This is a genomic window from Streptosporangium sp. NPDC001681, assembly GCF_040298085.1.
Classification (GTDB): domain Bacteria; phylum Actinomycetota; class Actinomycetes; order Streptosporangiales; family Streptosporangiaceae; genus Streptosporangium.
Map to the genome: position 1 here is coordinate 74,264 of NZ_JBEOZN010000018.1, position 26,582 is coordinate 100,845.

Below are 26,582 nucleotides of genomic sequence, written 5' to 3' on the forward strand. Positions count from 1 at the left end.
CGATACATCGAATCTTAGGAGCCGACGAACTCGGATGGCAATGACCCGCTCCGACATCCGAGCCGCCGGGAGATCACGATGCCGAGATGGACGACGCCCGCCGCGGCGGCGTCGCGCCGGTCGCCGACGAAGTCACGGGCGAAACCGGTCACCCCGACTGCCCCGGTGATCCGGCCCTCGGCATCGAAGAACGGCGCCGCCAGGCAGGAGATCTCGGCCTGCTCCTCCTCCTCCTCGATGGCGTAGCCGTCGGCGCGCACCCTCTCCAGCAGTTCCATGAACGCCTTCGAGCTGGACTCCCGGGCCCGCGGTCCCTGCCCGGCCGCCAGTCGCGGCAGCAGGACGGCGAGTTCGTCGGCGGGCAGGTGGGCCGCGATGGCCCGGCCCAGCGCGGTCAGGTCGAAGGGCGCGACCTTGCCCGGATAGGTGTCGAACTGGATGAAACCCGGGGTCGCGGCCTTGGCCACGTAGACCACCGACGCGCCGTCCAGGACCCCGATGTGGACGGGCATCCCCAGCTCCTCGGCGAGCGCGCGCATCTCGGCGGTCGCGATCTGCGACAGGTCGACCTTGCGCACCAGCTGGCTGGCCAGACTGTAGAGCCGCAGCGTGGGACGCCAGAAGTGGCTGCGCCCGACCACCCGGCGGGTGGCGTACCCGCGGTGCTCCAGGGTGTAGACGATGCTCGCGCAGGTCGCCAGCGGGATACGGGTCACCTTGGCCAGCGCCGTCAGCGTGAGATCCTCGTCGGCCGTCACCAGCTGCTCAAGAACGGTCAGCGTGCGGTCCACACCCGGAGACGCCGGGCGCTCCGCCCCGCTGCCACCATCAGACATCGATCGGTCCTACCTTTCGGCTCGTCGTTCCCGTGCTTCACGGCACCGGCGTCGGTGGCTGCCCTTCGGAACGGGGTTCGATATTCTGGCATTCCGATAATAGTTTCATTATATCGAAAGTATGGGATTCATGGGCGCCGAACACACGAACCCGGGATCAGCCGTTTCCGGTGTCGTAGCCATCATCCGCCTGCGTGAGGGTGAACCCGACGACGCCATCGCGACCGCCCTGCTGGACGGCGGGGTGGACGTCATGGAGGTGACCCTGCCCACCCCCGGGGCCCTCGCCGCCATCCGCCGCTGGAACACGCACCCCGACATTCTCGTCGGGGCCGGAACCGTGCGCACCGCCTGCGACGCCGACGCCGCGATCGCCGCGGGCGCCCGCTTCCTGGTCACCCCCACCACCATGCCGGACGTCCTGGCCGTCGCCCACGCCGCCGGCATACCGGTGGCGTGCGGCGCGCTCACCCCGACCGAGATCGACCTGGCCCGGCGACACGGCGCCGCCGCGGTCAAGGTCTTCCCCGTCTCCGCCCTCGGTGGCGTCGGCTACCTGCGGGCCGTGCGCGAACCGCTCGACGACGTTCCCCTGCTGCCGACCGGCGGGGTGAGACTGGAAGACCTCGTCCCCTATGCCCGGATGGGGTGTGTCGGCGTCGGCGTCGGCGGCGCGCTCGTCTCGGCGGACCTCGTTGCGGACCGCCGCTGGGGGACGATGACCGAACGCGCAGGCGCCTTCGCCGCGGCGTGGCACGAAGGGCTGGTACGACGAGATGCCTGACGTCCTGACACTCGGCGAGGTCATGGCCTGCCTGCGGGCCGACGGCCAGGTCCGGCTCGGGGGAACCGCCCGTATCAGCGTCGCCGGCGCCGAGGCCAACGTCGCCATCGGCCTGACCCGGCTCGGGCACGACGTCGTGTTCGTCGGCGCCGTCGGACCCGACCAGCTCGGTGAACTCGTACGGCGCACCCTGCGCGCCGAGGGGGTCGGCATTGCCACGATCCGGACCGACCCGGCGCAGACCGGCATCGTGGTCTTCGAACAGCGCGTCGCCGGGCTGACGCGGGTGGACTACCACCGGCACGGCTCGGCCGGCGCGAGACTCTCCGTCTCCGACGTGGAAGAGGCGTTCGCGGCGATCCCGGCCCCACCGCGAATCCTGCACATCACCGGGGTGACCCCGGCCCTCGGTGAGGGCCCGGAGCGGGCCGTGCGCGCCGCGGTGCGCCTGGCCAGGGCCGCCGGTGCGAGAGTCTGCCTGGACGTCAACCACCGCAACCGGCTCTGGTCCGAGACCCGGGCCCGCCAGGTGCTGACCGAACTGGCCGCCGAGGCCGACATCGTCATCGCCTCCGACGACGAGCTCACGCTCGCCACGGCCGGCGACGACGAGGCGGGCAGGGTGCGGACGCTGCTCGCCGGGGGAGTGGCCGAGGTCGTCGTCAAGCGCGGGCCGGCCGGCGCCACGGTGTTCACCACCGACCAGACGCTCACCCTTCCGGCCAGGCCCGTCACCGCCGTCGATGTGATCGGCGCCGGTGACGCCTTCGTCGCCGGGTACCTCTCCGGGCTGCTGGACGGCCTGCCACCGGCCGGCCGGTTGGCGCGGGCGATCACCACGGGAGCCTTCGCGGTCGCCGCCCACGGCGACTGGGAGGGAGCGCCGACCCGCGCGGAGCTGTCCATGCTCGACCTGCCGGACGGCACGGCGGTCCGATGAGGGTACGCCACACGGCGTAAAGCACGCCGTGGCGCCCGGCGGTCGCGGGCAGGCGGGCCCACAGCACGGGCGAGCCCGGACTCCGGCGGCGTGGCGCGCCTCAAGCCCGCCGGGGAGTGCCGCCGGATCCTGACACCGCCAAGTGCGAGTTTCATGCCGTTCGTCTGACAAATCCCATCACGGGCGAATTGCCACTTCCCGTGATGCACCCCCTTGCCTTTCCCGGATGCCGGTGTCACAGTTTCCAATTATCGATACTCCGAATATGTCTTCGGAATATCGAAAAATCCTTCCCCCTCTGTCGTCACGTCCGGCACCGACGCTGTGCGAGTGCTGTTCGAGGAGGCTGTCCAAGTGAAAGAACCATCCAGGCGCCGCATGCTCCTGATGACCGGTGGAGCCGTCGCCGGCGGAGCGCTGGCCGCCACCACCCCCCTGGCCGGGCAGTCGAGCGCGTACGCCGACACATTCGTGCCGACGCCACTGGCGGCGTCCGATCCCGAACCCAACATCGAACGCTCCAAGCACTGGTGGCTCCCGCAGCGCAACGTGTGGACGCCCATCGGCTGGAAGGGCCACCTCTTCCGGTTCAACGTCGTCTACAACGGCGCGCTCATCTGCGACCCCAGCTGGGTCTTGGCGGCCAAGCCCAACACCCAGCCCTGGCACGGGAAGAACTTTCAGACGACCGTCGTCATGCCCATGCGCGGCGGCGGCTTCCGCGACTTCCCGTCGACCGTGCGCGAGGTCTGGGACGACGACCTCGGCTACGGGCAGCAGGGCTGGGAGGAGGATAGCGACGCCCCCGTCCTGTGGACCGAGCACCGCCGCCAGGAGGGCCTGGTCGTCAAGCAGTCGGTGTTCGCGCACGTCCCGGGCGAGCAGACCGTCCAGACGGCGACCGAGCCGATGTACTCCTGGACCCGCTTCGAGGTCGTCCACGTCGACCCGGTCAGCGCGGTCAAGGACTTCGTGTTCCAGCTCTGGCTCAGCGGGTCGTACATGAAGCCCGCGGGGCCGTACCAGGACGAGGACGGCGTGCCGCTCACCGTTTTCCCCGAGACGGCGCCGATCCTCACCGGCCTGACGATGGGGCGGGTGTGGAACCCGACCGGCAAGCCCATCACGGTGCCCATCACCGACTCCGAGGGCAACGTCAAGGTCATGGTGACCACCGCCGACAAGGGCTCGATCGCCATGACCGAGAACGCCAAGGTCAAGGGCGTCTACGACCTGAGGCTCGGCCTCCCGGCGACCGTCGGGGCCTACGTCGACGTGCTCATCCCGATGATTCCGCAGCCGCTCGCCGACGCCAAGGCCGAGGCCGCGCTCGGCCGCGACGGGGCACTCGCCAAATGCCAGGCGTTCTGGAAGGAGAGCGCGCCGACGATCGCCGTGATCGAAACCCCGGAAAACTACATCAACCAGGTCATGCGCCGTGGTCCGCAGCTCGCTCAGGTGGTCGCGGAGAAGAGCCCCGACACCGGGCTGTTCACCTTCCTGTCCGGCTCATACGCCTACGACGTGCTGTGGAGCACGCCGACCTCCATGGTCAGCCACATGTTCATGGACCGGCTCGGTTATCACGACGTCGTCGAGAACCACATCGAGATCTACAAGGCCACCCAGGGGACGCGGACCCCGCCCGGTGCGGTCTTCGCCGGCGGATCGTACCCGGGGTACCTGTCGACCCCCAAGACGTTGCAGGCCGTCGACTGGATCAGCGACCACGGCGCGATCCTGGAGATCCTGTCGGTGCACGCGCTGCTGACCGACCGTCCGGCGTTCATCACCAAGTGGACCGACGTCATCGTCAAAGCCTGCGAATACATCGTCCAGGCCTGCGCGCTCACCAACCACGGCGGCGTCAAGGGCCTGATGCCCCCCGGCTACTCCACCGACGAAGGCGTCGAGACCCAGGGCTTCATCAGCCAGTGCTTCACCTACAAGGGACTCGCCTCCGCCGTCGAATTCCTGCAGCGGATCAAGCACCCTCGCGCCGGCGAGTTCGCCACCTTCGCCGACACCTTCCGCGCGACGTTCGTCCAGGCCGTCCGCGACCTCGCCGGCCGGTCGGCGAAATGGACCGACGACAAGGGCAGGCAGTGGCCGGTCTTCCGGCCCCAGTTCGCGGGCGAGGGGGTCTGGGACGCCTTCACCATGCTCGACACCGGCGCGCTGATGTCGGTGTGGGCCGGGCTGATGCCGGCCTCCGACCCGATGATGAAGTCGTTCGTCGAGTTCTTCCGGGTGGGCCCCAACACCAAGCTGTTCGACCCGGTGCACCACAACGCGCTCGACCGCGCCATCCTCGACCACGAGCAGTCCTCGGCCGAGCCCTGCTACAGCTGGAACATGTTCCACACCTGGCAGCTGGGGGACCGGGCGCACTTCCTTGAAGGGTTGTACGGCCTGCTCACCGGGGGCCTCTCCCAGGACACCTACGTCTCCAGCGAGCACCGCAACGCGATCTACGGCAACCTTTTCTCGCACCCCATCATCACCTGGTCGCTCATTCACTCGGTCATCGACGACAGCCTTGTCCGGAACCAGCTGCAACTGCTGCGGCTCTGCCCGCTGGAGTGGCTGTCGGACAAGAAGCAGACCCGCTTCGAAAAGATCCCCACCAAGTTCGGCCCGGTCACGCTGCGCTTCAAGGTGGAGGGCCAGCACGACGACACCCTCAAGGTGGACTACCACGGCGACTGGCACCACAAACCGGGGCGCGTGGTGATCGAGACACCACCCCTGCCCGGGTTGAAGTGGATCATTGCGAACGGACGTAGGTACCGTGCCGGACGAAGGATTGAACTCTGATGACGACGTCGATTCGCGCGACCGCGGTCGCCGCGGCCCTCGCCCTCGCGATCCTCACCGTCGCCCCGGCCGCGCACGCGGCACCCGGCGACGACCGCAAGCGGCCTGCCCCCGGCCCCACCGAGCCCTACCACTCCGGCAAATCCGGTAAGCCCAGCAAGCCTGGCAAAACCAAGAAGTGGGATGTCAGCGGCATTCGCGCCAGAACTCTGGCCGCGGCCCCCGAGCCGACCGCCCGCTCGGGCCCGTCCCGCACCGCCGCGACCCCGTCGCCTGCGGCGAACGACGTCACCGGCGACGGCCGGGCCGACCTGGTCGCCCAACTGTCCGGACCCGACGCCGGAGCGCTGCGCGTCTACACCGGCAACGGGGCCACCACCTCCAATCCGTGGGAGACGACCTACACCGCGACGCCGCCGCAGTGGGAGTTCGCCGACACCCTGATCGTCGCCGACGTCACCGGCGACAACCGCGCCGACGTCGTCGTGCGCGACCCTTCGGCGAACAACGGCACGCTGTACATCTACCCCAACGACGGCTCCGGCTCGGCGAACCCGTGGCCCAGCCGTTTCGCCGCCGGCACCGGATGGAACATCGTCGACCGGATCCTCGTCGGCGACGTCACCGGTGACGGCAAACCCGATCTGCTGGCGCGCAACCCCACCGAAAGCAGCGGAACCCTCTACGTTTACCCGAACAACGGCTCGGTCACCTCCAACCCATGGACCCAGTCTCCGATCTGGTCGGGCAACGGGTGGAACCTCGCCCAGATGATGATGCTCGACGACGTCACCGGCGACGGCAAACCCGAAATCGTCGCCCGCGACACCACCGGAGCCCTCCTGGTCTACCCGCACAACGGGTCGACCACGTCGAACTTCTGGACCTCGATCGTGTACGGGAGCACCGGCGGCTGGAGCAGCGCCGACCGGCTGTCCATGGACGACGTCACCGGCGACGGGCATCCGGACGTGATCTCGCGGGACCCCTCCGGCGCCCTGTGGATTCACCCCTGGCAGAGTGCCACGGCGGGCTCGATGTGGTCGGCGACGACCCGCTTCGCCGCGGGCACCGGCTTCGAGTACGCGCTCGACGTCGTGACCGGCGACGTGACCGGCGACGGCAAGCCCGACCTGGTCGCCCATGTCGCCCGCAGTGGCGACCTCTGGCTCCTGCCGAACACCAAGGCGGCCACCGGCAATCCCTGGCCCGACAGGGTCAGTGCCGGCACCGACTGGGGCTTCGCCTCGCAGATCCTCCTCGCAGACGTCAACGGCGACCGCCTTCAGGACGTGCTCGCGGTCGACAAACGCCTGTCCAACGGCACCCTGTGGATCTACCTCAACAACGGGTCCACGACCGGCCTGCGCTGGACCAACCGCTACTTCGGCGGAACCGGCTGGAACATCTTCAACCACCTGATGGCCGGGGACGTCACCGGTGACGGACGTGCCGACCTCGTCGGACGCGACAACACCGGCGACATGTACGCCTACCCCGGCAACGGATCCACCACCGCCTTCCCGTGGACGCCGCGCGCGTGGGTCGGCAGCAACTGGCAGACGGCCACCCGGCTCGCCCTGGGTGACGTGGACCGCGACGGCATCGCCGATCTCGTCGACCTGGAGAACGACGGGTCCCTGTGGGTCTTCCCGACCGGCGCGTCAACCGATCCGATCGTGGTGCCGGGCAACTGGACCGGAACGCGGTCGCTCGGCCTGGGCCACGTGACCGGGGGCTCCGGGCCGGACCTAGTGGTCGGCGACGCCTCCGGCGGACTGTCGATCTACGCCAACAACGGTGCCACCTCGGGCAACCGCTGGTCCAGCACCCCCAGATCGGGCGGCACCGGTTTCCAGGGCGCGCTCTCCCTGGTGCTTTAGGGACCCGTGATACGACCCTTGCCGGGAAAACCGGTCCGGTCACCCGGCGGCGATACCAGGTCGACCTTCGGAGCCGGCACCGGCCATCGAGAGGAATCAGGCATGACAGATCATATGAAGGTGGGTATCCACACCGACCAGGCTCCGCCCCCGCGAGGCGCCTACTCCCAGGCGGTCGTCGTCGGAGATCTCGTCCACACCGCGGGCTTCGGGCCGGTCGACCCGGTGACCCGGACGATCGTCGGTGACGACGTCGCCGAGCAGACCCGCCAGACGCTGCGCAACGTCGCGGCCGCGCTGCAGGCCGCGGGCTCGGACCTGCAGGACGTCGTCAAGGTGACCGCGCACCTGGCCGACATCGACAATGACTGGGACGGCTTCGACACGGCCTACCGCGAGTTCTTCGACGAACCGCGCCCGGCCCGCACGACCGCCGGATCCAGCCTCGGCGGAATCCTCGTGGAGATCGACGTCGTCGCGGTCAAGGGCAGCCGCCGACGGTCCTGATCCTCACGACGCGCGTGCCGAGCCGGCCTCGGGGCCATCGGCGCGCGCGGTGAGGAGGGCCAGGCGGACACGCTCGACTCGGTCCAGCGTGTCCGGCCAGGTCCGCGACCGCTCGAAGTCTCCGCACACCACCTCGGCCTCGTCCGTCGGACACGCGGCCCATGGATCGCGGGTCACGGCCCGCCGGTCACCGCCGCCGTCGTGGGACAGACGGCCGTCGGGCGCTCACCTCCGCCGGCGAGTCGTCCCGGCCACCCGGGTCCATCGTCCAGGCCGGGGCCGTCATGCCGAAGGACGCCGCGACCTGAGGGGAGACTCCCCAGCCCGGGTACGGCGCCCGAAAGCACCTGATCTGGACCGGACCTCTGGCCGACAGCGGGGACGTCCTGGCCGTGCGCCTCGTCGACCAGTGCCGTATCAGGCAACGTTCGCCCGGTGACCAAGCGTTTTCGCTGACCTTCAAGTGAGGCACAAGTGCGTTCTGCGATCTTTGGTGACCGATGCCGAGATCGTAGGAGATTTTCCATGGGGGTTCGCAACTTCTTCCCGGCCGGCCGGATGCGCAGGTGGACGACGCCGTTCCCGCCGTACGCGTCCGGGCCGGGAGGGGGCCCGGTGACCACGCGGCTCGATCCGCAGGCCGTCGGGGACCCGAAGAAGATCTCGCGGGAAGAGAGGGGCCACCTGAAGGGGCCCATCGAGGCCACACCGGATCCGGAGACCCGGGGGGAGCCGTCGCGGCCCTGGCGGACCGCCCATGTGGCGTACCCGGGTGCCTTCGGCAAGGACGAGGAGAAGGCGACCTTCGTCTCGCCGACGAGCGGGAAAGCCGGGATGTCCGACGAGACCACCGCGACGGACGCCTGGCAGCGCCTCAGGAGCCGCGCACCCGCCCGGCCGAAGACGGCGGCCATCGCCGTCTTCACCGCGGGCGCCACGATCGCCCTGGTCACCCTGGTCGCGTTCGGCACCGTGCTGGACCAGGTCTGGCTGATACCCCCGCTCGTCGCCAGCGCCGCCCTGGTCTTCGGCGCGCCGACCCTGCCGCTGGCGCAGCCGCGCAGCGTGATCGGCGGTCAGCTGCTGGCGGCGCTCACCGGATTCGCCGTACTGGCCGTCGCCGGCTCTTCCGTCTGGGCCGCCGCCGTCGCCGGCGGTCTGGCCCTCGGGGTCACGGCCCTGACGCGTACGCCGCACTCGCCCGCCGCCGCCACCGCGACGGTCGTGGTCGCCCAGCAGCAGCCCCTGGTGCCGTTCCTGCCGATACTCGTCGCCGCGACCGTCGTCCTGGTGCTCGTCGGCATGCTCATCGGACGCAGCGGAGTGACACCGCGCTACCCCACCTACTGGTGGTGACGAGCACCGACTCTGCCGTTTCGCCCAGGAGGCCACGGTGACCGGTTGCCATGCCCTGGGCTCGCATTCACTCCGTCGGGATGCGACAGACAGCAGCAGCACGGCAGCCGCACCGCCCTTGCTCATGATGTCTCCCAGTGTCTTTCGGTGGTGGAGGTTGTTGTTGCGGTGAGTGTCAGCGCGGGGTCGGTTCCGAGCTCGGCGATCAGCGGGACGGTCTCAAGACGTGTGGGCGTCCGGGCCCGTCGCCGTCCGGGTCCGTTTAGCCCACACGTGTTGACATTCCGCCTGTGCCCGGCGAGTTGGCGACTTGGCTCGATCAATCGACGCTGGCGTCTTCGTCGAGGAAAAGGCCGATTGACCTCATGTCCTGCGCCGTGCTCGATCGGGTGCGCTCCCCGTTACTGGGCGGCGGGATGGTGTGGTTGATGCGGAAAAGGTGGTTCGGGTCGTAGGTTGCCTTCAGCGCGGCCAGACGCCGGTAGGCCGCCTCGGTGTAGGCCCGCCTGACCCGCTCGGGAGCCGAGTCGTGGTCGAACAGGAACCCCGGAAGCATGGCGCCGGTGTCCCACCGCCGGAGCCGCTCCAACACCTCGTCGGATGTCTTGCGCACCGCGTCGGCCTGCCCGGCCGGAGCCGGCATCCGCAGCCACAGGTGGAAGGCAGCGCCCTGGGTGCTGACCGCGTGCGGCCGTCCGGGCGTCCGGTTCAGCGCCCCGCCCAGGTGACGCAGTTCGATGCCGGGGAACGGGCCCCCGGGCGCCGCCGGGTCGATGAAGGAGACCAGCTCCTTCACGGCCTCGTCATCCAGTTCGTGCAGCAACGCGCCGCGCAGGTGCGTTGAGACCGGGTGCTTGGGGTCCTGGTAGATCTCGGTGATCTCCGTGTACGGCATGGCGCGGCAGGTGTCCTTCTCCGGGCCGAGCGCGCGCAACGGCTTTACTAGCCGCGCGCCCTGCTCCTCGTCCCCCATGTGGACCACCCGGACCTGCACGAACGAACGGCCGCGGAGCTCTTCAGGCAGTTGCGGCAGGTTAGGGAAGCGCAGCAGCGACACCGAGGACGACATCTCCTCCGGCTGGTCCTTGGCCCAGGCCAGGTAGGAGCCGAGCACGTGGGCGGCGTGCCCGGGGTTCTCGCCCGGGTAGTAGAGCTCACCGCCGTAGACGGTGCGCAGTGGCAGCAACTCGATCTCGGCCGCGACCACGACGCCGAAGTTGCTCTTGCCACCCCGCGCCGCCCAGAACAGGTCGGGCTCCTGGCCGGGTGAGACGGTGCGGAGCAGGCCGTCGGCGGTGACGATGTCGAGCGAGCGGATGTGATCGGCGGCGAAGCCGTAGGTGCGGCAGGCCAGCGGGAGCCCGCCGCCGGTCAGGTAGCCCATCACTCCGACCTGGCCGGAGGAGCCGCACAGCGGCACGAGGCCGTGCTCGGCCGTCGCGGTGAGCACCTCGCCCCACTGCCGCCCGGCTCCGATCCTCGCGGTGCCGGCGCGCGGGTCCACCGACAGCTCGCGCAGCTCACCGGTGTTGATGAACACGGCTCCGTCCGCGGGCACGGACTTGCCGTGCCCGGTCGACTGCACCGCGACCGGGAGCCCCGCCTCGGCCGCGAACCGGACGGCGGCGGCCACGTCGTCGGCGTCGGCGGCGACCACGACCACCGCGGGCCGGTGCTCGACCGTCAGCAGCCAGCCGGTGCAGGCCTCCTCGAAGCCTTCGTCGCCGGGGTAGAGCGTGCGCCCTCGAATCGGCGCGCCCAGGCTCACCACGTCGTGCCAGGCCGCCCGCCCGCCGGTGAGGCGGTCGGCGGTGAACGTCGCCGACATGGCGGTGTGCGCCGGTACGCCGTCGGGGGTGTAGACGCTGACGGTGCCGATCCCGCGAAATACGGCTCCATCCAGGTGAGCCTCGACGTGGATCTGCACGCGACCTGAATGATCGGCGGCCGGAGCGGCGACCTCGGTGAGCTCGTAGGAGAAGAGACCAGGCTGGCCCGCGCGCCAGACCCCGGTGCCGACGCTGACGGGAGTGCGCAGCGCGACCGTGCCGTCGGGCGCGAACGAGAGGGTGAAGGAATCGGTCTCGTCGTCGCGGTGCGCCAGACCGGTCCACACCCCCACGGGAGTCTGGGCCGCGTCGGTCGCGGAGTTCGTATCCAGCATGTCAGTTATCCACCTTCTTCAAAGACTTCGCCGCGTCGCCGGCCTGCGCGGGCGGCGGGGAGCCCGGCATCCGGGCGCTGCGTAGCAGGGTCGCGGACACCAGGGCCAGCAGCGCGGCGAGCACCGCTCCGATGATCGCGGTCGCCTGCAGGCCGTGCACAAAGGACTCACGGGCCGCCGCCAGCAGCCCGGCGCCGTTGGCGGCCGGTAGCTCGCGGGCGACGTTGACCGCGGCGGCCAGGGTGTCCTTGGCCGTTTCGACCACGGAGGTAGGCAGCCCCTCGGGGAGCCTGTCGGCCAGGTTCGCCCGGTACACCGCGAAGCCGATGCTGCCGATCACCGCGACGCCCAGCGCGCTGCCGAGCTCGGTGCCGGTCGAGGCCATCGCGGACGCGGCGCCGGCCCGCTCGGGCGGGGCGGCTCCCACGATGAGTCCGGTGCCCAGCGAGATCATCGGCCCGAGCCCGAGTCCGATGACGGCCGCTCCTGCCACCACGACGTACAGGTCGGCCGGACCACTGACCTGGGTCAGCACCACCATGCCGGCCGCGGCGACCACCAGGCCGCCGGCGAGCAGCGTGCGCAGTTTCATGCGGCCGGCCAGGGCCGGGGCCGCCATGGCGCCGATCATGATCGCGATGGTGGTGGGCAGTGACCAGAGCCCTGCCTGCAGTGGGGGCAGCCCGTGCACCAGCTGCAGATATTGCATGACGAAGAACTGCGATCCCGCGGACAGCAGGGTTGCCAGCACGAGCATGCCCAGGGCGGTGCCGAACAGGCCGTGGCGGAATAGCGACAGGTCGACCAGCGGCTGCTGGAGCCGGCGCTGACGAGCGATGAAGAGCGCCGCCAGCGCCAGGCCCGCGATGATGGCAATGCCCGGCTCGGGGCGCAGGCCGTCCTCCGCCATCCGCTTGAGACCGTAGATCAGGGCCAGGATCCCGGCGACGGACATGATCGCGCTGATGAAGTCCGGTCGGGAAACCGACTCCTGCCGGTACTCCGGCAGCACGAGCGGGCCGACCACGATCAGCAGCAGCATGACCGGGACTCCGAGCAGGAAGACCGAGCCCCACCAGAACAGCTCCAGGAACGTGCCGCCGACCAGCGGCCCGATCACCGTGCCGAGGCCGAAGAAGCCGGTCCAGGCCCCGATCGCCGCGCCCTGCTGCTTGGGGTCGCGGAACATGACCCGGATCAACGAGAGGGTGGAAGGCATCAGGGTGGAGCCCGCGATGCCCAGCAGCGCGCGGGCGGCGATGAGCATCGCCGCGTTGACCGCGAACGCCGACAGCACCGAGGCCACCCCGAACGCGACCGCGCCGATCAGCAGCAGCCGCCGGCGGCCGATCCTGTCCCCGATCGCGCCCATGGTGATGAGGAAGCCGGCGATGAGGAATCCATAGATGTCCACGATCCACAGCAACTGGGTGTTGCCCGGCTTGAGGTCGGCGGTGAGCGCGGGCAGCGCCAGGTGCAGCACGGTCAGGTCCATGGCGATGAGCATGGTGGGAAGCGCGAGGACGGCCAGCCCGAGCCATTCTCTTCGGGTTGCCCGTGGTGCGGCCGCCGCACCGACGTCGGTACTCAACGCAATCTCCTTGTGTTGTGTGGTTGAAGGTCGAGCTCTGGCCGGTACACGTGCTGCGCACCATCCGGCGGCATGAGAGGTCACACCTCTACTCACAGATTTGTTGGACAAGCCAACGTTGGCCCGGCCAACATTACACACAATCGTGGGCGCGGCCAACAATTTGCTAGATTGTCCCCGTGGACACCGCAGAGGGACCGCCGCCGCAGCGGCTGCGCACGCTGCCGAGCAGGTTGACCAACCACGCGGCGCTGATCGCCAACCGGATCGTGGATCAAGCGCTCGCCCAAGCCGGCGTTCGGCGCTACCACTACTCTCTGCTCGCCGCGCTGGAGGAGTACGGCCCGGACAGTCAGGCCGCCCTCGGTCGCCGCACCGGCATCGACCGCAGCGACATGGTGGCGACCGTCAACGACCTCGCCGAACGGCACCTCCTCGAGCGCGCACCCGACCCGGAAGACCGTCGGCGCAACATCGTCACCATCACCGCGGCGGGCCAGAAGCAACTCGCCCACCTCGACCGGCTCCTCGCCGCCGCCCAGGACGAGTACCTCGCCCCGCTGTCCGCGGCCGACCGGCGGAACCTGATCGACCTGCTCACCCGCCTCGTCGATCAGCACGGCGGCAAGCACCACTGATGTGTCCTCTGGATGAGCCCCCGGGTCCGGAGCCGAGTGCGGTGCCGCCGCCGAGTCCTACGCCGACCAGATCAGCGCGGCCTCCCAAGGGCCGAAGGGCGCCGTCGAGGTGCTGGAGGAACTGGCCGCCAAGGCCAAGGCATACGAGGCGATGTACCCCGAGTTCGATAGAGTCGCCTGCGATGCGGGCCGCCTCACCCGGCTAAGGGCACGGGCACGATCACCCCGGTGGCAACCTGAACGGGGGAGAAGCGGGCGCCGCTCAGCCGAGCGCAGCAGCCTGAGAACGGCGGCCCCCGGCGCGGCAGGCAGGCCACAATGTCATCACTGTGAGCAAACGCCCCCCATGAGTAAGCTGAACGACCTGCGGTTGACGGTTATGGCCGCCGATCTGCTCTCCAGTCCCCGCTTCTATGGCTCCGGCCCCGATTAGAGGAGCGCGCCGACGAGGTCGGCGAACTCCTCGGGGCCGACGATCCGCACGTCCAGGCTCTCGGCCTTGGCGCGCTTGGAGCCCGCGTTCTCCCCGGCCACCAGCAGGCTGGTCTTCTTCGAGACGCTGGAGGAGGACTTGCCTCCAGCGCGTTCTATCAGCTCGTTCATCTGGTTGCGGGTCAGCGCCTCCAGCGCACCGCTCATTGATCCGGTGACCACCACGGACATCCCGGCCAGCGGCAGCTCGGACGTGCCGCCCGCCTCCGGGGCCGTCTGCGCATCGGGGTCGACGTCGATGCCAGGGACGGCGGGTGGCCTCCAGCCGGGCTCGGTCATGGTGACCCCGGCCGCCACCAGCTTGTCGATCAGTGGTGCCAGCTCGACCAGCTCGGCCACCACCACCGGCGCCTTCTCCGGGCCGATGCCTTCGACCGCTTGGATCGCCTCAGCGTCGGCCGCGCGAATGGCGTCCATGCTGCCGAAGTGCCGGGCGATGCGCCGACTCATGGAACGGCCCGTGCCGCGCACGCCCAACGCGCAGAACACCCTGCTCAGCGGCTGCGCCTTGGTCCGCTCGATGGCAGCCAGCAAGTTGTTGGTACTGGTCTCGCCCATCCGCTCCAGGCCCAGCACCTGCTCGCGGGTCAGATAGAAAAGGTCGGCGAAATCGGAGATAAGCCCGGCGTCCAGCATCTGCTCGATACGGCTCGTGGCCAGCCCTTCGATGTCGAGCTGGTCGCGACCGGTGGCGTAGGTGATGGAGGCGATGGCCCGGCAGGAGCGCCCGCGCACGCACCGCCACCGCTCCTGCGAACTATCGATGCCGTCACCGCAGGACGGGCAGACCTGAGGAATCTCGATCGGCCGCTCATCTCCGGTGCGCAGGTGCACGACCGGGGCTTCAACGCGGGGAATCACGTCACCGGCCTTGTACACGGTCACGCTGTCGCCCAGCATCAAGCCACGACGCGCGATGTCGGAGGCATTGTGCAGCGTTGCATAGGTGACGATGCTGCCGTCGAGCTCGACCGGCTCCAGCACGGCGCGCGGAGCGATGATGCCGGTGCGGCCGGTGTTCCACTCGACGCCGATCAGCTTGGTGATCTTCTCAGTGGCGGGCAGCTTGTAGGCGATCGCCCACCGGGGCGCGCGCGAGCCGAAACCGGCCTGCGATTGGTCGGCGGCCAGATCGCATTTAATCACTATCCCGTCGATGTTGAAGGGCAGCTCCGGCCGCACCGTGGCGATCTGCTCGATGCGCTCTTGTACCTGCACCAGCGTCTCGGCGACGATCCCGGCCACTGGGGTGGCGGCGGTGGTCTGCACGCCTTGCGCAGCGACCCACGTCATGATCTCGCTGTGCGGCAGCTCGCGCAGCGAAGCGGCCTGCTCGGAGGCGTCGTCGGGGTACGGCAGTGCGCCGTAGCCGAAGAACGTCAGCTCACACACGTACGGCCGGTCCTGGGCGCGCAGCGTGCCGGCGGCGGCGCTGCGCGGGTTGGCGAACGTGGTGCCGTCGTGCGCCTGGCGCTTGAGGCACGCCACCTCGAACTGCTCGGTCGTCATGAGCACTTCGCCACGCAATTCAATGGTGACCGGCTCGGCCAGCCTGGCGGGCAGCCCCACGATGGTGCCGATCGCGTGGGAGACGTCCTCACCGGCAGTGCCGTCGCCGCGGGTTACGAGCTGTGTCAGGCGGCCGTGACGATAGCGGGCCGAGATAGCCAAGCCGTCGAGTTTGGGCTCGACGCTCCACGCCGCGACCGGGCGTCCGAGCCTGCGCTCCAACGAGGTGGCCCAGTCGGCCAGTTGCTCGGCGCCGAAGACATTGTCCAGGCTGAGCATCGGCACGGTGTGCGGCACGTCGCCAACCACGGCGCCACCGGCGACCTTGCCCGTGGGTGAGGTCGCTAGCACCGCCTCGGGGTGGGCTTCCTCGTACGCCTGGATCCCGCGCGCGAGCCTGTCGTAGGCATCGTCGTCGAGCGTGGAGGTGCCGTCGGCGTAGTACGCGGCGGCGGAGTCAACAGCCAGTTGAACGGCTTCGGCGTAGGCCGTGTCGTCGGTCAGGACAGCGATCGGGGGCTCCTCGGTCATGGTTCGATCATGCTTGATGGCACCGACAATTCCGTTCGGCCGTCCGAGGCCTGCGCGCTGTGAGGCTGTGGTCAATAGGTAACGTTCGTGATCGATGACCGCATGCCGGGAGAGGCAACACAAGTGGGATCCTTGGTCGCCGCGAAGGCCACTTCAGTCTGTCGCGGCGGCATGTACACCATGCTGGGCAGCTGCTGAAGATCCCGGCCGACCCGGGAGATGCGAGCCTGACCTCCGCGTCCTCGATGAGCTCGCCCGGGCGATAGATATGAGCGTGCTTGTCCTGTAACCATCTCGGTGGACAGGCATGCTCATGGCAATGGTGCTGACGGCCTTGATGTCGGACCTGCCGCGCGGCAACCCTCAGGCCCGAGGGAGACGCTCAAGCATCTTTCGGTGGTTTCGGTCTCCAGCAGGATGACGATGCCGTCATCATCGCGCCGGCCGAACACCTCCGGCGCGATCAGCACGCATTGGCCGAGGCCACAGCACTTGTCTGAGGTGAGAGCAGCTGATGAACAGTCGTGTCGGACGGCGGACTCAACTTCCGTTCCTCCGAACCTTGGCGCCGACCAGACCTAAGGCCCTACTGTCGACTCACTGCCCACGGGCGGCACCGTCTCCGGACCTACTGGCCTACGGGCCACCTCCCCACGAGGAGTCTTCATGATCACACTCACGTCGGATGAGCAGGCGATCCACCGTGCACTGCTAGACCGGAGTCGGGCTGCCGACCCGGCGCAACCCCTGGATGCCTGTCTGAGCTACAAGGCGCTCGGCTTCCTGATTGACCCGGACGGGATCAACACCGGGATGAGCCGACCACCCTTCCGGACTATGTTCCCGGCCCTCGGCCACGTCAGCATGTATGAGGTCGAGCATGGCCGGCCGATGCTCTCGGCGCTGGTTGTCTCCGAGAGCTCACATGCGCCAGGCCCGGGCTTTGCCGACCTCGCCCGGCACCTCAAACTAAAGGTTGAGGACGACGCCACCTTTTGGCGGGAGGAGTTGGAGCGAACGCTCCGGTTCTGGTCAGCCCAGGACCCGGTCCTCGTCCTGGATGCTGCGGTGGATCGCCTGATGGGTGAACTCCAGACGATCAAGAACTCCCTGCGGAAACTCCAGCAGTCCGCGTAGCAGCTGGCAAGATCAGCGAGGTCAGACCTTCACCTGCCTCGCTGATTGTCGGATGACACTGACAGAGCCGATCAGCCGCCACTAGTCCCGGCCACCCAAGGCGGTGTCGAACGCATCTGCTGTGGCGAGCAACCGCTCCTGGCCATTGTCGAGCAGCGCTTGGGCCCGCTCCACAATGGCATCGGCGACCGGGTTGCCGGCCCCACCGGCCCAACTTCCACTGCGCTGTCAGTTGGGCGGGCTGAGGGGGACGCCGTCCAGCTCCAGGTGCCGGCTCATGTCAAGCTCAAAGCGCCCGTACAAGTTCAGAACGTCCGCAGCCATCGGCGGAAGCGGTCGATGGTGTGACGCGGTTGCAGCGGAGGGAGGGCGCGGCGCAGTTCCTCCTCGGTGACCGGGCGGGCGTTCAGGGTGGCCTGCCGCAGTGGCGTCTTGCCGATCCGCAGGCCGCCCAGCACCCGCACGTTCACCTCACCGCGCCGCATCACGTACCCGTGCGTGTCCTCGTGGCGGACGTGCGTGAGGCCGGCGCCATCCGGTGTGCACTCAGTGGTGCGGAAGCATATGTCTTCCCCGTCCGCGTAGGTCACGTACAACTGGATCGCGACGCTCTGCGCTCCGATGCCGGTGCGGTCCAACGGCAGGTAGATCATGCCCGGAGGGATCCCGGTAGGCTGCCCGGCGTATCCGGGGATCCTCGCCGCGTAGTAGTCGCCGGTCTGCTCGTGGACGGCGCCCAGTTCGCGGGCGGTGGCCAGGTGCAGGCTCAGCGCCGCGGCCCGCAGCAGGTCATGGTCGACCGATGGGGTTCCCACCACCGTCACGTGCCGGCGGCCGACCGGCACCTGGTAGCCGTGCTCGATCTCGTTGTGCCGGTACACCAGGCCGCCCGACTCGACGGTGCAGGAGCCCCATGTCAGGCGGGAGTCCTGGGCGGTGGGTTGCCCGCACATCTTTTCGCCCACCATGAGCCGGTCGTACGCGATGATCGTGATGTGCCGATCGGGCGGGATCGCGTCCGGGTTTTCGGGGAGGAAGCCGGCGTCGCCCAGCCCGTGGCCGTAGTCGCGGCCGCCGTTGGACCGGTAGCCGGGGATGGCGACCACGTACGTGGTCTCCCTGCGTACGCCGGCAGCCGCCAGCCGTGCCTCGAACTCCTCTGGCGACTCCTGGCGCAGCACCACCACGCCGGCACCGATCAGCACCACGCTCAGCCCCAGCGCGGTAAGGCTGAGCCGCCATCCACGCAGCAACATCCCGGCCGCCAGGACGAACGGAATCCCTCCGAGAAGGGACGACAACAGCCCGCTGCGACTCACCCCGGGCCCGGCGACGTCGGTCGCCGCCCAGCCCAGCGCCCATCCGGCGGTCCCCGCGCCTAGGACCAGCAGCGCCCAGAGCACCCGGCCGATGACCGTCGCGCCGAGGGCCGACGCCCTGCGGGTGGCCGTGATCACTACGATCAGGTAGGCCAGGATGAGCAGTGCGCCCAGGAGGGCGACGAGGACGACCCCGCTTTCTCCACCCCCGAACGCCGCGACCGGTAGGAACCGCCACACCAGTGGCAGCGCGATCGCCCCCACTGCCCAGGTCGCACCGAGTTGGGCCGCGATGATCGCCGGCTTCGACGCCCTCAGTTCAAGCACCGCTCAAGAATGCCGTGAAAAACCGGCGCCGATCACCATGGTCCAACCGTTCGAGCAGGATCTGGTGGGTGAGGTCGTCGGCCGGTCGGGTCCGCCCGGCGACGGTGAACTGGCGGTTACCCACTCCGACTGGGCTGTCGTTGTGCGCCGGGGGCTGGCAACCCCCGCCCTGCAAGAGTTACGAGGCCCTGAACAGATGAACTTGACAGGGAACATCACCTCACCGCGCAATTCCACCGTGACCGGCTCGGCCAGCCCCCGGGTCGAGGCCCCGGTCGTGCACCTGCGCACCGGAGCCAAACAGCCGATCGCGATCCCGCAGGTCTGCCCGTCCTGCGGCGACGCGATCGATGCCTCCCAGGAGCGGTGGCGGTGCGTACGCGGGTGTGCCTGCCGGGCGATCGCCTCCATCGGCTACGCCGCCGGCCGCGACCAGCTCGACATCGAGGGCCTGGCCGAGAACCGCATCCAGCAACTACTGGACGCCGGGCTGATCGCCGACTTCGCCGACCTGTTCTATCTGACCCGTGAGCAGGTGCTGGGCTTGGAGCGGATGGGCGCCACCAGCACCGACAACCTGCTGGCCGCCATCGAGCGGGCCAAGGCGCAGCCGCTCAGCAGGGTGCTCTGCGCGCTGGGCGTGCGCGGCACCGGCCGTTCCATGAGCCGCCGCATCGCCCGGCACTTCGGCAGCATGGACGCCGTCCGCGCGGCCGACGCAGAGGCGATCCAGGCGGTGGAGGGCATCGGTGAGGAGAAGTCACCGGTGGTGGTGGCCGAGCTGGTCGAGCTCGCCGACCTCATCGACAAGCTGGTCAAGGCCGGGGTCACCATGACCGAGCCGGGCTGGACGCCACCCGCCGACCCCGGCGCCGACCCCGAGGCGAGCGGCACGTCCGAGCTGCCGCTGGCCGGGATGTCCGTCATGGTCACCGGCTCGATGAGCGGGGCGCTGGAGGCGCTGACCCGCAACCAGATGAACGAGCTGATCGAACGCGCCGGAGGCAAATCCTCCTCCGGCGTCTCGGCCAAGACCAGCCTGCTGGTGGCGGGAGAGAAGGCGGGCTCCAAGCGAGCCAAGGCCGAGAGCCTGGGCGTGCGGATCGTCGACCCGGAGGAGTTCGCCGACCTCATCGGCCCGTTCATCTGATCGACGAGCTCGGAGCAACTGCTTAGCATTCTCTTCGTAGAGGCCTACGCGGGAAGAGAGTCATCATCACGTACTCGTCGATCATGGGGAACGAGCCGGTCACTGTGAAGTCGCAATGATGGAGACGGCATGATCTCGGTCTGGCGCACGATCTTCCTGGTCGGCTGCGTCCTGAACACGGTCGCCACGGGCATGTCGTGGATGGCGTTGCCCCAGCGGGCGCCGGGCGCTTTTCCGATCTTCGTGATCGGTGTGGTCTTCACGATCGTCGGCGCGCTCAGGCAGCTCATCGCCAAGAAGGAAGGCGAGAACGATCACGGGCGCGACGTGGACTGAACCGGACGATGACGGCGGTGGCCGGCTCGGTGAGACCATTCGGAGTCCTGGGATGATCATCGTGATCGGTCCTGTCGGCCGATCCACTCCGCGATGCGGTGCAGCAGGATGGTGGCGATGGGAAGCGGGGTGGCCGACAGTACGGTGGCGTGGAAGGCGTGGGGCATGCCGTCGTAGATGTCGAGACAGACGTTTCCTCCGGCGGCGGAGACGGCTTCGGCGAAGCGCCGCGCGTCGTCGAGCATCACCTCTTTCGAGCCCACCGCGAGCAGCAGTGGCGGCAGCCCGTCGAGCTCGCCGTGGAGGGGAGACTGAGGTGCTCGGTCCGGCTGTGCCCCGGCCAGATACTGGGTGCGGACATGGTCGAGTATGGCCCGGTTGACGAAGTCCTGGCCGTCGTTTGCGTCGATGGACGGGCTGGACAGGGTGAGGTCGGTCTGCGGGGAAATGGCCACCGCCGCCGCGGGGAGGGGATCGCCCGCCTGCTTGAGCACGAGCAGTGCCGACAGCAGCAACGTGCCCCCGGCGGACTCACCCGCCAGGATGATCCGTGAGGCGGGCACGTCCTGGTCCAGCAGGCTTCGATAGGCGGCCACCATGTCGTCGAGCGCGGCCGGATACGGGTGGGCGGGGGCGAGACGGTAGTCCACCGCCAGGACGGGGCGGCCGGTCGCTCGGGACAAGCGATAAGCCATGACCTGTTCCAGGTGAGGGTTTTTGTATTCGAATCCGCCCCCGTGGACGTAGATCGTGACCCCCGCCTCGATCGCCGTCTGGCCTGCCGGGTGGCGGGGAGCGGTGACCCATTCACCGGGAATGCCGCCGGTGTGCGGCAGGGCGGGCGTGCGGTCGGCGTCGTCGGGCAGGACGGGGGGACGGGACTGCAGAGTCCTGAGCTCGGCCAGAGCCGCGGCGCTGTCGTCGGGCGTGGTGGGGATGTGTGTGACGTTCAAAACGTGATCCTTCCGCTGTGCGGGTGACGGGGTGTGGACTGCCATCTGCCCGGTGTGGCTGAAGCTCGTTGATGGGACAGGCCTGGTGATGAGAGCGGTCACAGACGGCGCGCGGCACGTGCGGCCGGTCGGCCCGGGTGAAGGCACTGATGGCAAGGGAGTCCCCTACGGCCCGGCGGGCGGCCCGCCGTCGACGGGGTTCAGGGCGATGACGGGAATGACCCGCCTCGTCCTGGCCTGGTAGTCGGCCCATCCGGGATCCGACTCCACCGCACGGGCGAAGAGGCGGTCCCGTTCCTCGCCTTCCAGGACGACCGCCTGCGCCTGGTAGGTGAAGACCCCGTCCTCCACGGTGACGCGCGGGTCGGCGAGGAGGTTGTGGTACCAGGCCGGATGGCTCGGCGCGCCCCCGGCGGAGGCGATGATCAGCTTGCGCGTGCCGTCCGGCAGATAGCCGACCGGGGTGGTACGGCGCGCGCCGGTCCTGGCCCCGGTCGTCGTCAGAAGGAGTAACCGGCCTCCTTCGAAGGGGCCGCCGACCCGGCCGGCGTTGGCACGAAACTCTTCGATGATCCGCTGATTGAAGTCGTTGGGCATGCTCTGCCTACTCCAGGCGTGGGTGAAGCGCGAGGGTGCGCGGTGGAGATGAATGATGCGGTACGGGTGGTACGAAGCCGCCACACGCCGACTCGGCCGCGGGCATGGAGCCTTGATGAGTACGCGGGGCAGTGGGCCGCCGGCCGGTCACCGGCCCGTCGGATTCGAGAAGAGCTCACCTGCGAAAGCGGTGCTCAGCACCACCGAATGCGGGAACGGCGCGCGGGCGCGATGCGGTTAGGCGCAGCCTGTGAAGTGAGAGGTCACGACATCATCCCTTGTTACGGCGCCTCCATGCCACCGCCGTCCTCCAGGTCGGCGACACGCGACGTGGATCATTACAAGCCCTCACGGTGAACGCTGTCAAGGCGTGGATTCGAGGCCCGGGGTGGCATACTCGGCGGCATGCCGCGTCCCTTCCAGCAGGTCGACGTCTTCACCACCACTCCATACCGGGGTAATCCGGTCGCCGTCGTGCTCGACGCGAGAGGGCTGACCACCGAGGAGATGCTGGAGTTCGCGCGCTGGACGAACCTGTCGGAGACCACCTTCGTGCTGCCGCCGAGCGCGCCCGGCGCGGACTACCGGGTGCGGATCTTCACTCCGGGCTCGGAACTGCCCTTCGCCGGGCACCCGACGCTGGGCACCTGCCACGCCTGGCTGGCGGCGGGCGGGACGCCGGGCGGGGCCGACGTGATCGTCCAGCAGTGCGGGGCGGGGCTGGTGCCGGTGCGCCGGACCGGATACGGGCTGGCCTTCGCCGCGCCGCCGCTGCTCCGCTCGGGGCCGGTCGAGGAGCCGGTGGTGGAGCGCGTCGCGCGGATGCTGGGCATCGGCCGCGCCGAGATCCTGGACGCCGAGTGGGCGGCCAACGGGCCCGGCTGGGTGGCCGTCCTGCTGGCCAGCGCGGACGAGGTGCTCGCGCTGCGGCCGGGGCTCGTGGATCTCGACGTGGGTGTGGTCGGCCCGTATCCCGAGGGGTCGCCGGAGGCGTTCGAGGTGCGGGCGTTCTTCCCCAAGGACGGTGCCACGGCCGAGGACCCGGTGACCGGGAGCCTGAACGCCTCGCTCGCGCAGTGGCTGCTCCGCACCGGCCGCGCCGAGGCACCGTATGTGGCGAGTCAGGGGACGGTCCTCGGGCGTGCCGGGCGCGCCCACATCTCCCGGGACGCCGACGGGACGATCTGGGTCGGCGGCGGCACGATCACCTGCGTCACAGGCGAGGTCGAGTTGTAGACGTGCTGTGCCTGATCGCCGGCGAAGGCGCCCGCCGTACGAGAACCACGGGGTCGCCGCGGGGGCGAGGGCCGTGCGCCGCCTGCCTCTCGGCGGCCGCTCAGCCGAAGTACTTCGCCACGATCCTGGTGTGCAGCGGGAACGCCAGCTCCCTCGGCCCGTCGATCAGCAGCCACTCCGTCGTCTCGGCCGTGGGCGTGACCGGCGGGAGGGCGGCCGAGCGGGTCCTCGGCCCCAGAGCGAAGATCAGCACGGTGCCGTCGGGGGCGCTGAGCACGTCGAGGAGGCGCACCTCGTCCGCGTCGACGACGATCCCCGTCTCCTCCCGGAGCTCCCGGACGGCCGCCTGCTGCCAGGACTCGCCCATGTCGACGAAGCCGCCGGGCAGGGCGAGCTCACCCCGGTGCGGTTCGATGTCACGGCGGATCACCAGCAGGCCGTCGCCGACCGGCAGCACCATCACCGCGACCGGCAGCGGGTTGAGGTAGGAGGTGTTCCGGCAGCCGGCGCAGGTGCGCGGCCAGTCCTGTCCGGGGGCGAATGCCGCACCGCAGAAGGAGCAGTGCGAGTTCCTGATCGTCACGATCGTGAGACTAGACCAGCACCCCGTACGGGGGCGATGGCCGGTAACGGTGACCAGACGCGGCAGAGGCGTCGATGGCGGCGCGGAGGCGGCCATGGCACGGCGGGTTCGTGACCGGGGAGAGCCGGTGGTGCGCGGCTTACGCGCCCCAGGACCGCGCGCCCCAGGACCGTGCGCCCCAGGGAACGCGTGTCCCTGGTGCTGTGACCGGGAACGTTCACCGGGGTGTGGTCTGCCGAAATCCGTTTTATGCCGTATGGGAGAGGCCCTACTGTGGCGGGGTGGCGACTCGGATGATCATTATCAATGGTGGTTCCAGCTCGGGGAAGTCCGGGATCGTACGGTGCCTGCAGGCCGTTCTTCCAGATCCGTGGCTGGCGTTCGGCGTTGATTCATTCGTCGACGCGATGCCCGCGAGGATGCAGGCGTCGGACGCGGGGATCGAGATCGCGGCGGACGGTGGGGTGAGCATCGGGGCGGACTTCCGGGCGCTGGAGGCAGCCTGGATGGAGGGGGTCGTGGCCATGGCCCGTGCCGGCGCCAAGGTTATCGTCGATGACGTCTTTCTCGGTGGAGCCTCGTCCCAGCAGCGGTGGCAGAAGGCTCTGAGCGAGCTGGACGTGCTGTGGGTTGGTGTGAGGTGTGAGAGTACGGTCGCCGCAGGCCGCGAGGTCGCACGTGGAGATCGGGTCCAGGGTATGGCCGCGTCGCAAGCGGATGTGGTTCACGACGGTGTGATTTATGACCTGGAGGTGGACACGACGCATACCGAGTCCCTGGTGTGCGCGCGGACCATCGCCGCCCGTGTCAGCTGATCGACGGATCAACTCCCAGCCGTCCGGTGTTCGGCAACGGGCAGCTCAAGCTGCGGATCGTGACTGCTCCCGGTCGCCGACTCACCCAGCAGGACATCGCCCGCATCGCGGGGGTTAGCCAGACCACCGTGTCGCTGGTCCTCAACAACAGGACCGACGCCGAGGTACGCATCGCCCCGGAGACGCGTGAGCGGGTGCTGAGGGTGATCAGGGAGACCGGATACGTCGCCGACCCGGTCGCCCGGAGACTCGCCGAGCGGCGCAACCGCATCCTGGGCGTCTTCACCTACGAGGCGGTCTTCCCGACCGCGAGCGCCGACTTCTACCACCCCTTCCTGCTCGGCATCGAGGAGTGCGCCGAGGAGATGGGCTGCGACCTGCTGCTGTTCACCAGCGCCAGGGCCGCGGGGGAGCGGCGCCGGATCTTCAACGAGGACAGCCGGGTGCGGCTGGCCGACGGCTGCGTCCTCCTCGGGCGCACGGTCGACCGCGACGACCTGGCCCGGCTGCTGGCGGAGGGCATACCCTTCGTCTCCATCGGCCGCCGTGACGACGCCGGTGCGCCGGTGCCGTACGTGGGCGCCGACTACGTTCGAGTCGCAGGGCGACACCGGCGAGCCGAGCGCGCCCGCCGAGGCCCAGCCGACGAACATGCAGGCGGTCTCGGTCTGTTTCGCGATCGACCACGTCGACGGTGACCACACCATCGACAGGCCCGGATCCTACGAGTTCTGGCGGAGCTACCAGCCCGGCTTCCGGGGTGACCGGCTGCTGTCCTGGCGCTGCCCGCACCCCAGGACCCTGGAGATCGTGGAACGCTCCTTCACCCCCAACCCCGACGACGATCCGCTGCTCGTCGAGGCCGACCAACGGCTCAACCCCGGCGACGCGAACCTGTGGACCTTCCGCAGGATCGCCGCGCGGCGCAACTTCACGGACGGCGCCTACGCCAGCGACATCACCCTGGTCAACTGGCCGATGATCGACTACCTGGAGGGTCCGGTCATCGACGTTCCGGATGCCGACAGGCACCTGGCCGCGGCCCGTGAGCTCTCCCGCTCGGCGCTGTCGCGATCTTCACCTTCCTGCACAGCTGGAACCTCTATCTCGAACCCATCGTGTACCTCTCCTCGCCGGAGAGGTTCACCCTGCCGCAGGCACTGACCCAGTTCGTCGACGCCTACGGCGGGCCGATGTGGAACGTCCAGCTCGCCGCCGCCTCGATGACCGCGCTACCGGTGCTGGTGGTGTTCGTCCTCGCGCAGCGGCAGTTCATCGAGGGCCTGGCCCACACCGGCCTGAAGGGCTGACCTCGACGCGCGCGCGGGTCGGCCGTCCGTGAGGAGTCGGGCGGTGGCGTACGGCGTCTACCCGCCGGCGGCCCCCGCGCCGAGCCCGTCCCAGACGAGGTGGCCTCCCACCAGCACCGCCCGGACGGGCTCCGGGTCGGCGGGCACGTCGGCGAGGCGAGTGCGCAGGACGACGAGGTCCGCGGGTGTGCCGCGACGGACGCGCCTGGCCGGACCGCCCGGATCGCCGGGCGGGGCGAGGTAGGCGTCGAGGGCCTGGGAGAAGGTGAGCCGCTCACCCGGACCGGCGACCCGCCCGGCCGGGGTGTGCCGCCGGATCGCCGCGCCGATGACGGTCCAGGGGTCGAGCGGGCCGTAGGGGGCGTCGCTGGACAGCGCGACGGGTACGCCCGCCCGGAAGAAGGTGGCACAGCGGTACAGGTCCTGGTGGTCCTGGGTGGGGAGGTCCCGCAGGAAGTCGTCGCCCCGGTGCGCGAGGAAGCCGGGTTGGGTGACGACGCGCAGGCCGAGGCGGGCCATCTCCGGGGCGAGTTCGGCCGGTACGAGCGCGGCGTGCTCGACCCGGTCACCGGGCAGGGAACCGGCGTCGTCCAGCGCGACCAGCAGCAGGACCAGCGCCTCGCGGGTGACGCAGTGCGCGGCGACCGCGCGCCCGGCGGCGTGCGCGGCCCGGATCCGGCCGGTGAGCTCGTCGAGTGTGGGCAGCCCGGAATCGGCGATCACGATCTTGTATGGCCCGACGGCCGGGTACGGTGACCCCGCGGGGTCACC

25 protein-coding genes and 1 pseudogene are annotated in these 26,582 nt (G+C 69.6%); 15 read left to right on the forward strand and 11 right to left on the reverse strand.

Translation table 11 applies throughout. The features are described from left to right. Window positions 1-14: 14 nt before the first annotated feature. Window positions 15-836 carry an IclR family transcriptional regulator gene (locus ABT130_RS11525; RefSeq protein WP_350926340.1) on the reverse strand — a complete coding sequence of 274 codons (822 nt, stop codon included), beginning with the start codon at window positions 834-836 and terminating at the stop codon, window positions 15-17. A gap of 130 nt (window positions 837-966) precedes the next feature. Between ABT130_RS11525 and ABT130_RS11530 the strand changes: the two genes are divergently transcribed. The 5 genes from ABT130_RS11530 to ABT130_RS11550 all read left to right on the forward strand — a co-directional run bounded on the left by ABT130_RS11530 (window position 967) and on the right by ABT130_RS11550 (window position 7,767). After that, window positions 967-1,620 carry a bifunctional 4-hydroxy-2-oxoglutarate aldolase/2-dehydro-3-deoxy-phosphogluconate aldolase gene (locus tag ABT130_RS11530; RefSeq protein ID WP_350954846.1) on the forward strand — a complete coding sequence of 218 codons (654 nt, stop codon included), beginning with the start codon at window positions 967-969 and terminating at the stop codon, window positions 1,618-1,620. Further along, a complete protein-coding gene (locus tag ABT130_RS11535; RefSeq protein WP_350954848.1) occupies window positions 1,613-2,560 on the forward strand; it encodes a sugar kinase in 948 nt (315 codons plus the stop codon). Before ABT130_RS11530 ends, ABT130_RS11535 begins: the two co-directional genes overlap by 8 nt. 354 nt (window positions 2,561-2,914) lie before the next feature. Continuing rightward, window positions 2,915-5,377: a hypothetical protein gene (locus ABT130_RS11540; protein ID WP_350954850.1), complete on the forward strand. Its 2,463-nt coding sequence runs from the start codon at window positions 2,915-2,917 to the stop codon at window positions 5,375-5,377. Further along, entirely contained in the window at window positions 5,377-7,260 is a 1,884-nt protein-coding gene (locus tag ABT130_RS11545) for an FG-GAP repeat domain-containing protein (protein ID WP_350954852.1), read from the forward strand. The genes ABT130_RS11540 and ABT130_RS11545 overlap by 1 nt, the downstream gene beginning before the upstream one ends. Window positions 7,261-7,362: 102 nt before the next feature. Beyond that, window positions 7,363-7,767, forward strand: coding sequence for a RidA family protein (locus ABT130_RS11550; RefSeq protein ID WP_350926329.1), 405 nt, complete (start codon window positions 7,363-7,365; stop codon window positions 7,765-7,767). A gap of 3 nt (window positions 7,768-7,770) precedes the next feature. Here the strand turns inward: ABT130_RS11550 and ABT130_RS11555 are convergent, their stop codons facing one another. After that, window positions 7,771-7,944, reverse strand: coding sequence for a hypothetical protein (locus ABT130_RS11555; RefSeq protein WP_350954854.1), 174 nt, complete (start codon window positions 7,942-7,944; stop codon window positions 7,771-7,773). A 348-nt stretch (window positions 7,945-8,292) separates the two neighbouring features. Between ABT130_RS11555 and ABT130_RS11560 the strand changes: the two genes are divergently transcribed. Next, window positions 8,293-9,123, forward strand: coding sequence for an HPP family protein (locus ABT130_RS11560; protein ID WP_350954856.1), 831 nt, complete (start codon window positions 8,293-8,295; stop codon window positions 9,121-9,123). A 319-nt stretch (window positions 9,124-9,442) separates the two neighbouring features. Here the strand turns inward: ABT130_RS11560 and ABT130_RS11565 are convergent, their stop codons facing one another. Both ABT130_RS11565 and ABT130_RS11570 read right to left on the reverse strand, forming a co-directional pair. Then, window positions 9,443-11,287 (reverse strand): FAD-binding oxidoreductase, encoded by a 1,845-nt coding sequence (locus ABT130_RS11565; RefSeq protein WP_350954858.1) that lies wholly within the window; start codon window positions 11,285-11,287, stop codon window positions 9,443-9,445. A gap of 1 nt (window position 11,288) precedes the next feature. Then, window positions 11,289-12,794: an MFS transporter gene (locus ABT130_RS11570; RefSeq protein WP_451935779.1), complete on the reverse strand. Its 1,506-nt coding sequence runs from the start codon at window positions 12,792-12,794 to the stop codon at window positions 11,289-11,291. Window positions 12,795-13,057: 263 nt separating this feature from the next. Between ABT130_RS11570 and ABT130_RS11575 the strand changes: the two genes are divergently transcribed. Then, a complete protein-coding gene (locus ABT130_RS11575) occupies window positions 13,058-13,516 on the forward strand; it encodes a MarR family winged helix-turn-helix transcriptional regulator (protein ID WP_350954861.1) in 459 nt (152 codons plus the stop codon). A 429-nt stretch (window positions 13,517-13,945) separates the two neighbouring features. Here ABT130_RS11575 and ligA read toward each other — a convergent pair whose 3' ends face one another. Both ligA and ABT130_RS47765 read right to left on the reverse strand, forming a co-directional pair. Next, window positions 13,946-16,048, reverse strand: a complete 2,103-nt coding sequence (gene ligA, locus ABT130_RS11580; protein WP_350954863.1) for an NAD-dependent DNA ligase LigA — start codon at window positions 16,046-16,048, stop codon at window positions 13,946-13,948. A 311-nt stretch (window positions 16,049-16,359) separates the two neighbouring features. After that, window positions 16,360-16,533: pseudogene (locus tag ABT130_RS47765) on the reverse strand (ferredoxin); the annotation flags it as partial. 181 nt (window positions 16,534-16,714) lie between these two features. Here ABT130_RS47765 and ABT130_RS11590 point away from each other — a divergent pair. Beyond that, window positions 16,715-17,185, forward strand: coding sequence for a hypothetical protein (locus ABT130_RS11590; protein WP_350954865.1), 471 nt, complete (start codon window positions 16,715-16,717; stop codon window positions 17,183-17,185). A 305-nt stretch (window positions 17,186-17,490) separates the two neighbouring features. Here ABT130_RS11590 and ABT130_RS11595 read toward each other — a convergent pair whose 3' ends face one another. Further along, window positions 17,491-18,831: a hypothetical protein gene (locus tag ABT130_RS11595; RefSeq protein WP_350954867.1), complete on the reverse strand. Its 1,341-nt coding sequence runs from the start codon at window positions 18,829-18,831 to the stop codon at window positions 17,491-17,493. A gap of 196 nt (window positions 18,832-19,027) precedes the next feature. On the opposite strand from ABT130_RS11595, the gene ABT130_RS11600 reads away from it, so the two are divergent. Both ABT130_RS11600 and ABT130_RS11605 read left to right on the forward strand, forming a co-directional pair. Further along, window positions 19,028-19,981 carry a helix-hairpin-helix domain-containing protein gene (locus ABT130_RS11600; protein ID WP_350954870.1) on the forward strand — a complete coding sequence of 318 codons (954 nt, stop codon included), beginning with the start codon at window positions 19,028-19,030 and terminating at the stop codon, window positions 19,979-19,981. A 129-nt stretch (window positions 19,982-20,110) separates the two neighbouring features. Further along, window positions 20,111-20,317, forward strand: a complete 207-nt coding sequence (locus ABT130_RS11605; protein WP_350926312.1) for a hypothetical protein — start codon at window positions 20,111-20,113, stop codon at window positions 20,315-20,317. A 56-nt stretch (window positions 20,318-20,373) separates the two neighbouring features. Here ABT130_RS11605 and ABT130_RS11610 read toward each other — a convergent pair whose 3' ends face one another. Both ABT130_RS11610 and ABT130_RS11615 read right to left on the reverse strand, forming a co-directional pair. Continuing rightward, complete coding sequence (locus ABT130_RS11610; protein WP_350954873.1) at window positions 20,374-21,270, reverse strand: alpha/beta hydrolase; 897 nt, start codon at window positions 21,268-21,270, stop codon at window positions 20,374-20,376. Window positions 21,271-21,435: 165 nt separating this feature from the next. Continuing rightward, window positions 21,436-21,867: a nitroreductase family deazaflavin-dependent oxidoreductase gene (locus ABT130_RS11615; RefSeq protein WP_350954876.1), complete on the reverse strand. Its 432-nt coding sequence runs from the start codon at window positions 21,865-21,867 to the stop codon at window positions 21,436-21,438. A 405-nt stretch (window positions 21,868-22,272) separates the two neighbouring features. On the opposite strand from ABT130_RS11615, the gene ABT130_RS11620 reads away from it, so the two are divergent. After that, window positions 22,273-23,103: a PhzF family phenazine biosynthesis protein gene (locus ABT130_RS11620; protein WP_350954878.1), complete on the forward strand. Its 831-nt coding sequence runs from the start codon at window positions 22,273-22,275 to the stop codon at window positions 23,101-23,103. 100 nt (window positions 23,104-23,203) lie between these two features. On the opposite strand, the gene ABT130_RS11625 is transcribed toward ABT130_RS11620, so the two are convergent. Then, complete coding sequence (locus ABT130_RS11625; RefSeq protein ID WP_350954881.1) at window positions 23,204-23,686, reverse strand: NUDIX domain-containing protein; 483 nt, start codon at window positions 23,684-23,686, stop codon at window positions 23,204-23,206. Window positions 23,687-23,967: 281 nt separating this feature from the next. Between ABT130_RS11625 and cpt the strand changes: the two genes are divergently transcribed. Genes cpt through ABT130_RS11645 form a run of 4 tightly spaced genes read left to right on the forward strand, consistent with a single transcriptional unit; the run spans window position 23,968 to window position 25,811 of the window. After that, the gene (cpt, locus tag ABT130_RS11630; RefSeq protein ID WP_350954884.1) at window positions 23,968-24,501 is read left to right on the forward strand and encodes a chloramphenicol phosphotransferase CPT; all 534 of its coding nucleotides are present in this window, start codon (window positions 23,968-23,970) and stop codon (window positions 24,499-24,501) included. A 59-nt stretch (window positions 24,502-24,560) separates the two neighbouring features. Beyond that, entirely contained in the window at window positions 24,561-25,199 is a 639-nt protein-coding gene (locus ABT130_RS11635) for a LacI family DNA-binding transcriptional regulator (protein WP_350954887.1), read from the forward strand. Beyond that, complete coding sequence (locus ABT130_RS11640; protein ID WP_350954890.1) at window positions 25,153-25,665, forward strand: FAD-dependent oxidoreductase; 513 nt, start codon at window positions 25,153-25,155, stop codon at window positions 25,663-25,665. Before ABT130_RS11635 ends, ABT130_RS11640 begins: the two co-directional genes overlap by 47 nt. Further along, window positions 25,620-25,811 (forward strand): ABC transporter permease family protein, encoded by a 192-nt coding sequence (locus ABT130_RS11645; protein WP_350954893.1) that lies wholly within the window; start codon window positions 25,620-25,622, stop codon window positions 25,809-25,811. The genes ABT130_RS11640 and ABT130_RS11645 overlap by 46 nt, the downstream gene beginning before the upstream one ends. 57 nt (window positions 25,812-25,868) lie before the next feature. Here ABT130_RS11645 and ABT130_RS11650 read toward each other — a convergent pair. After that, a partial coding sequence (locus ABT130_RS11650; RefSeq protein WP_350954896.1) for an amidohydrolase family protein occupies window positions 25,869-26,582 on the reverse strand: 714 nt, incomplete at its 5' end.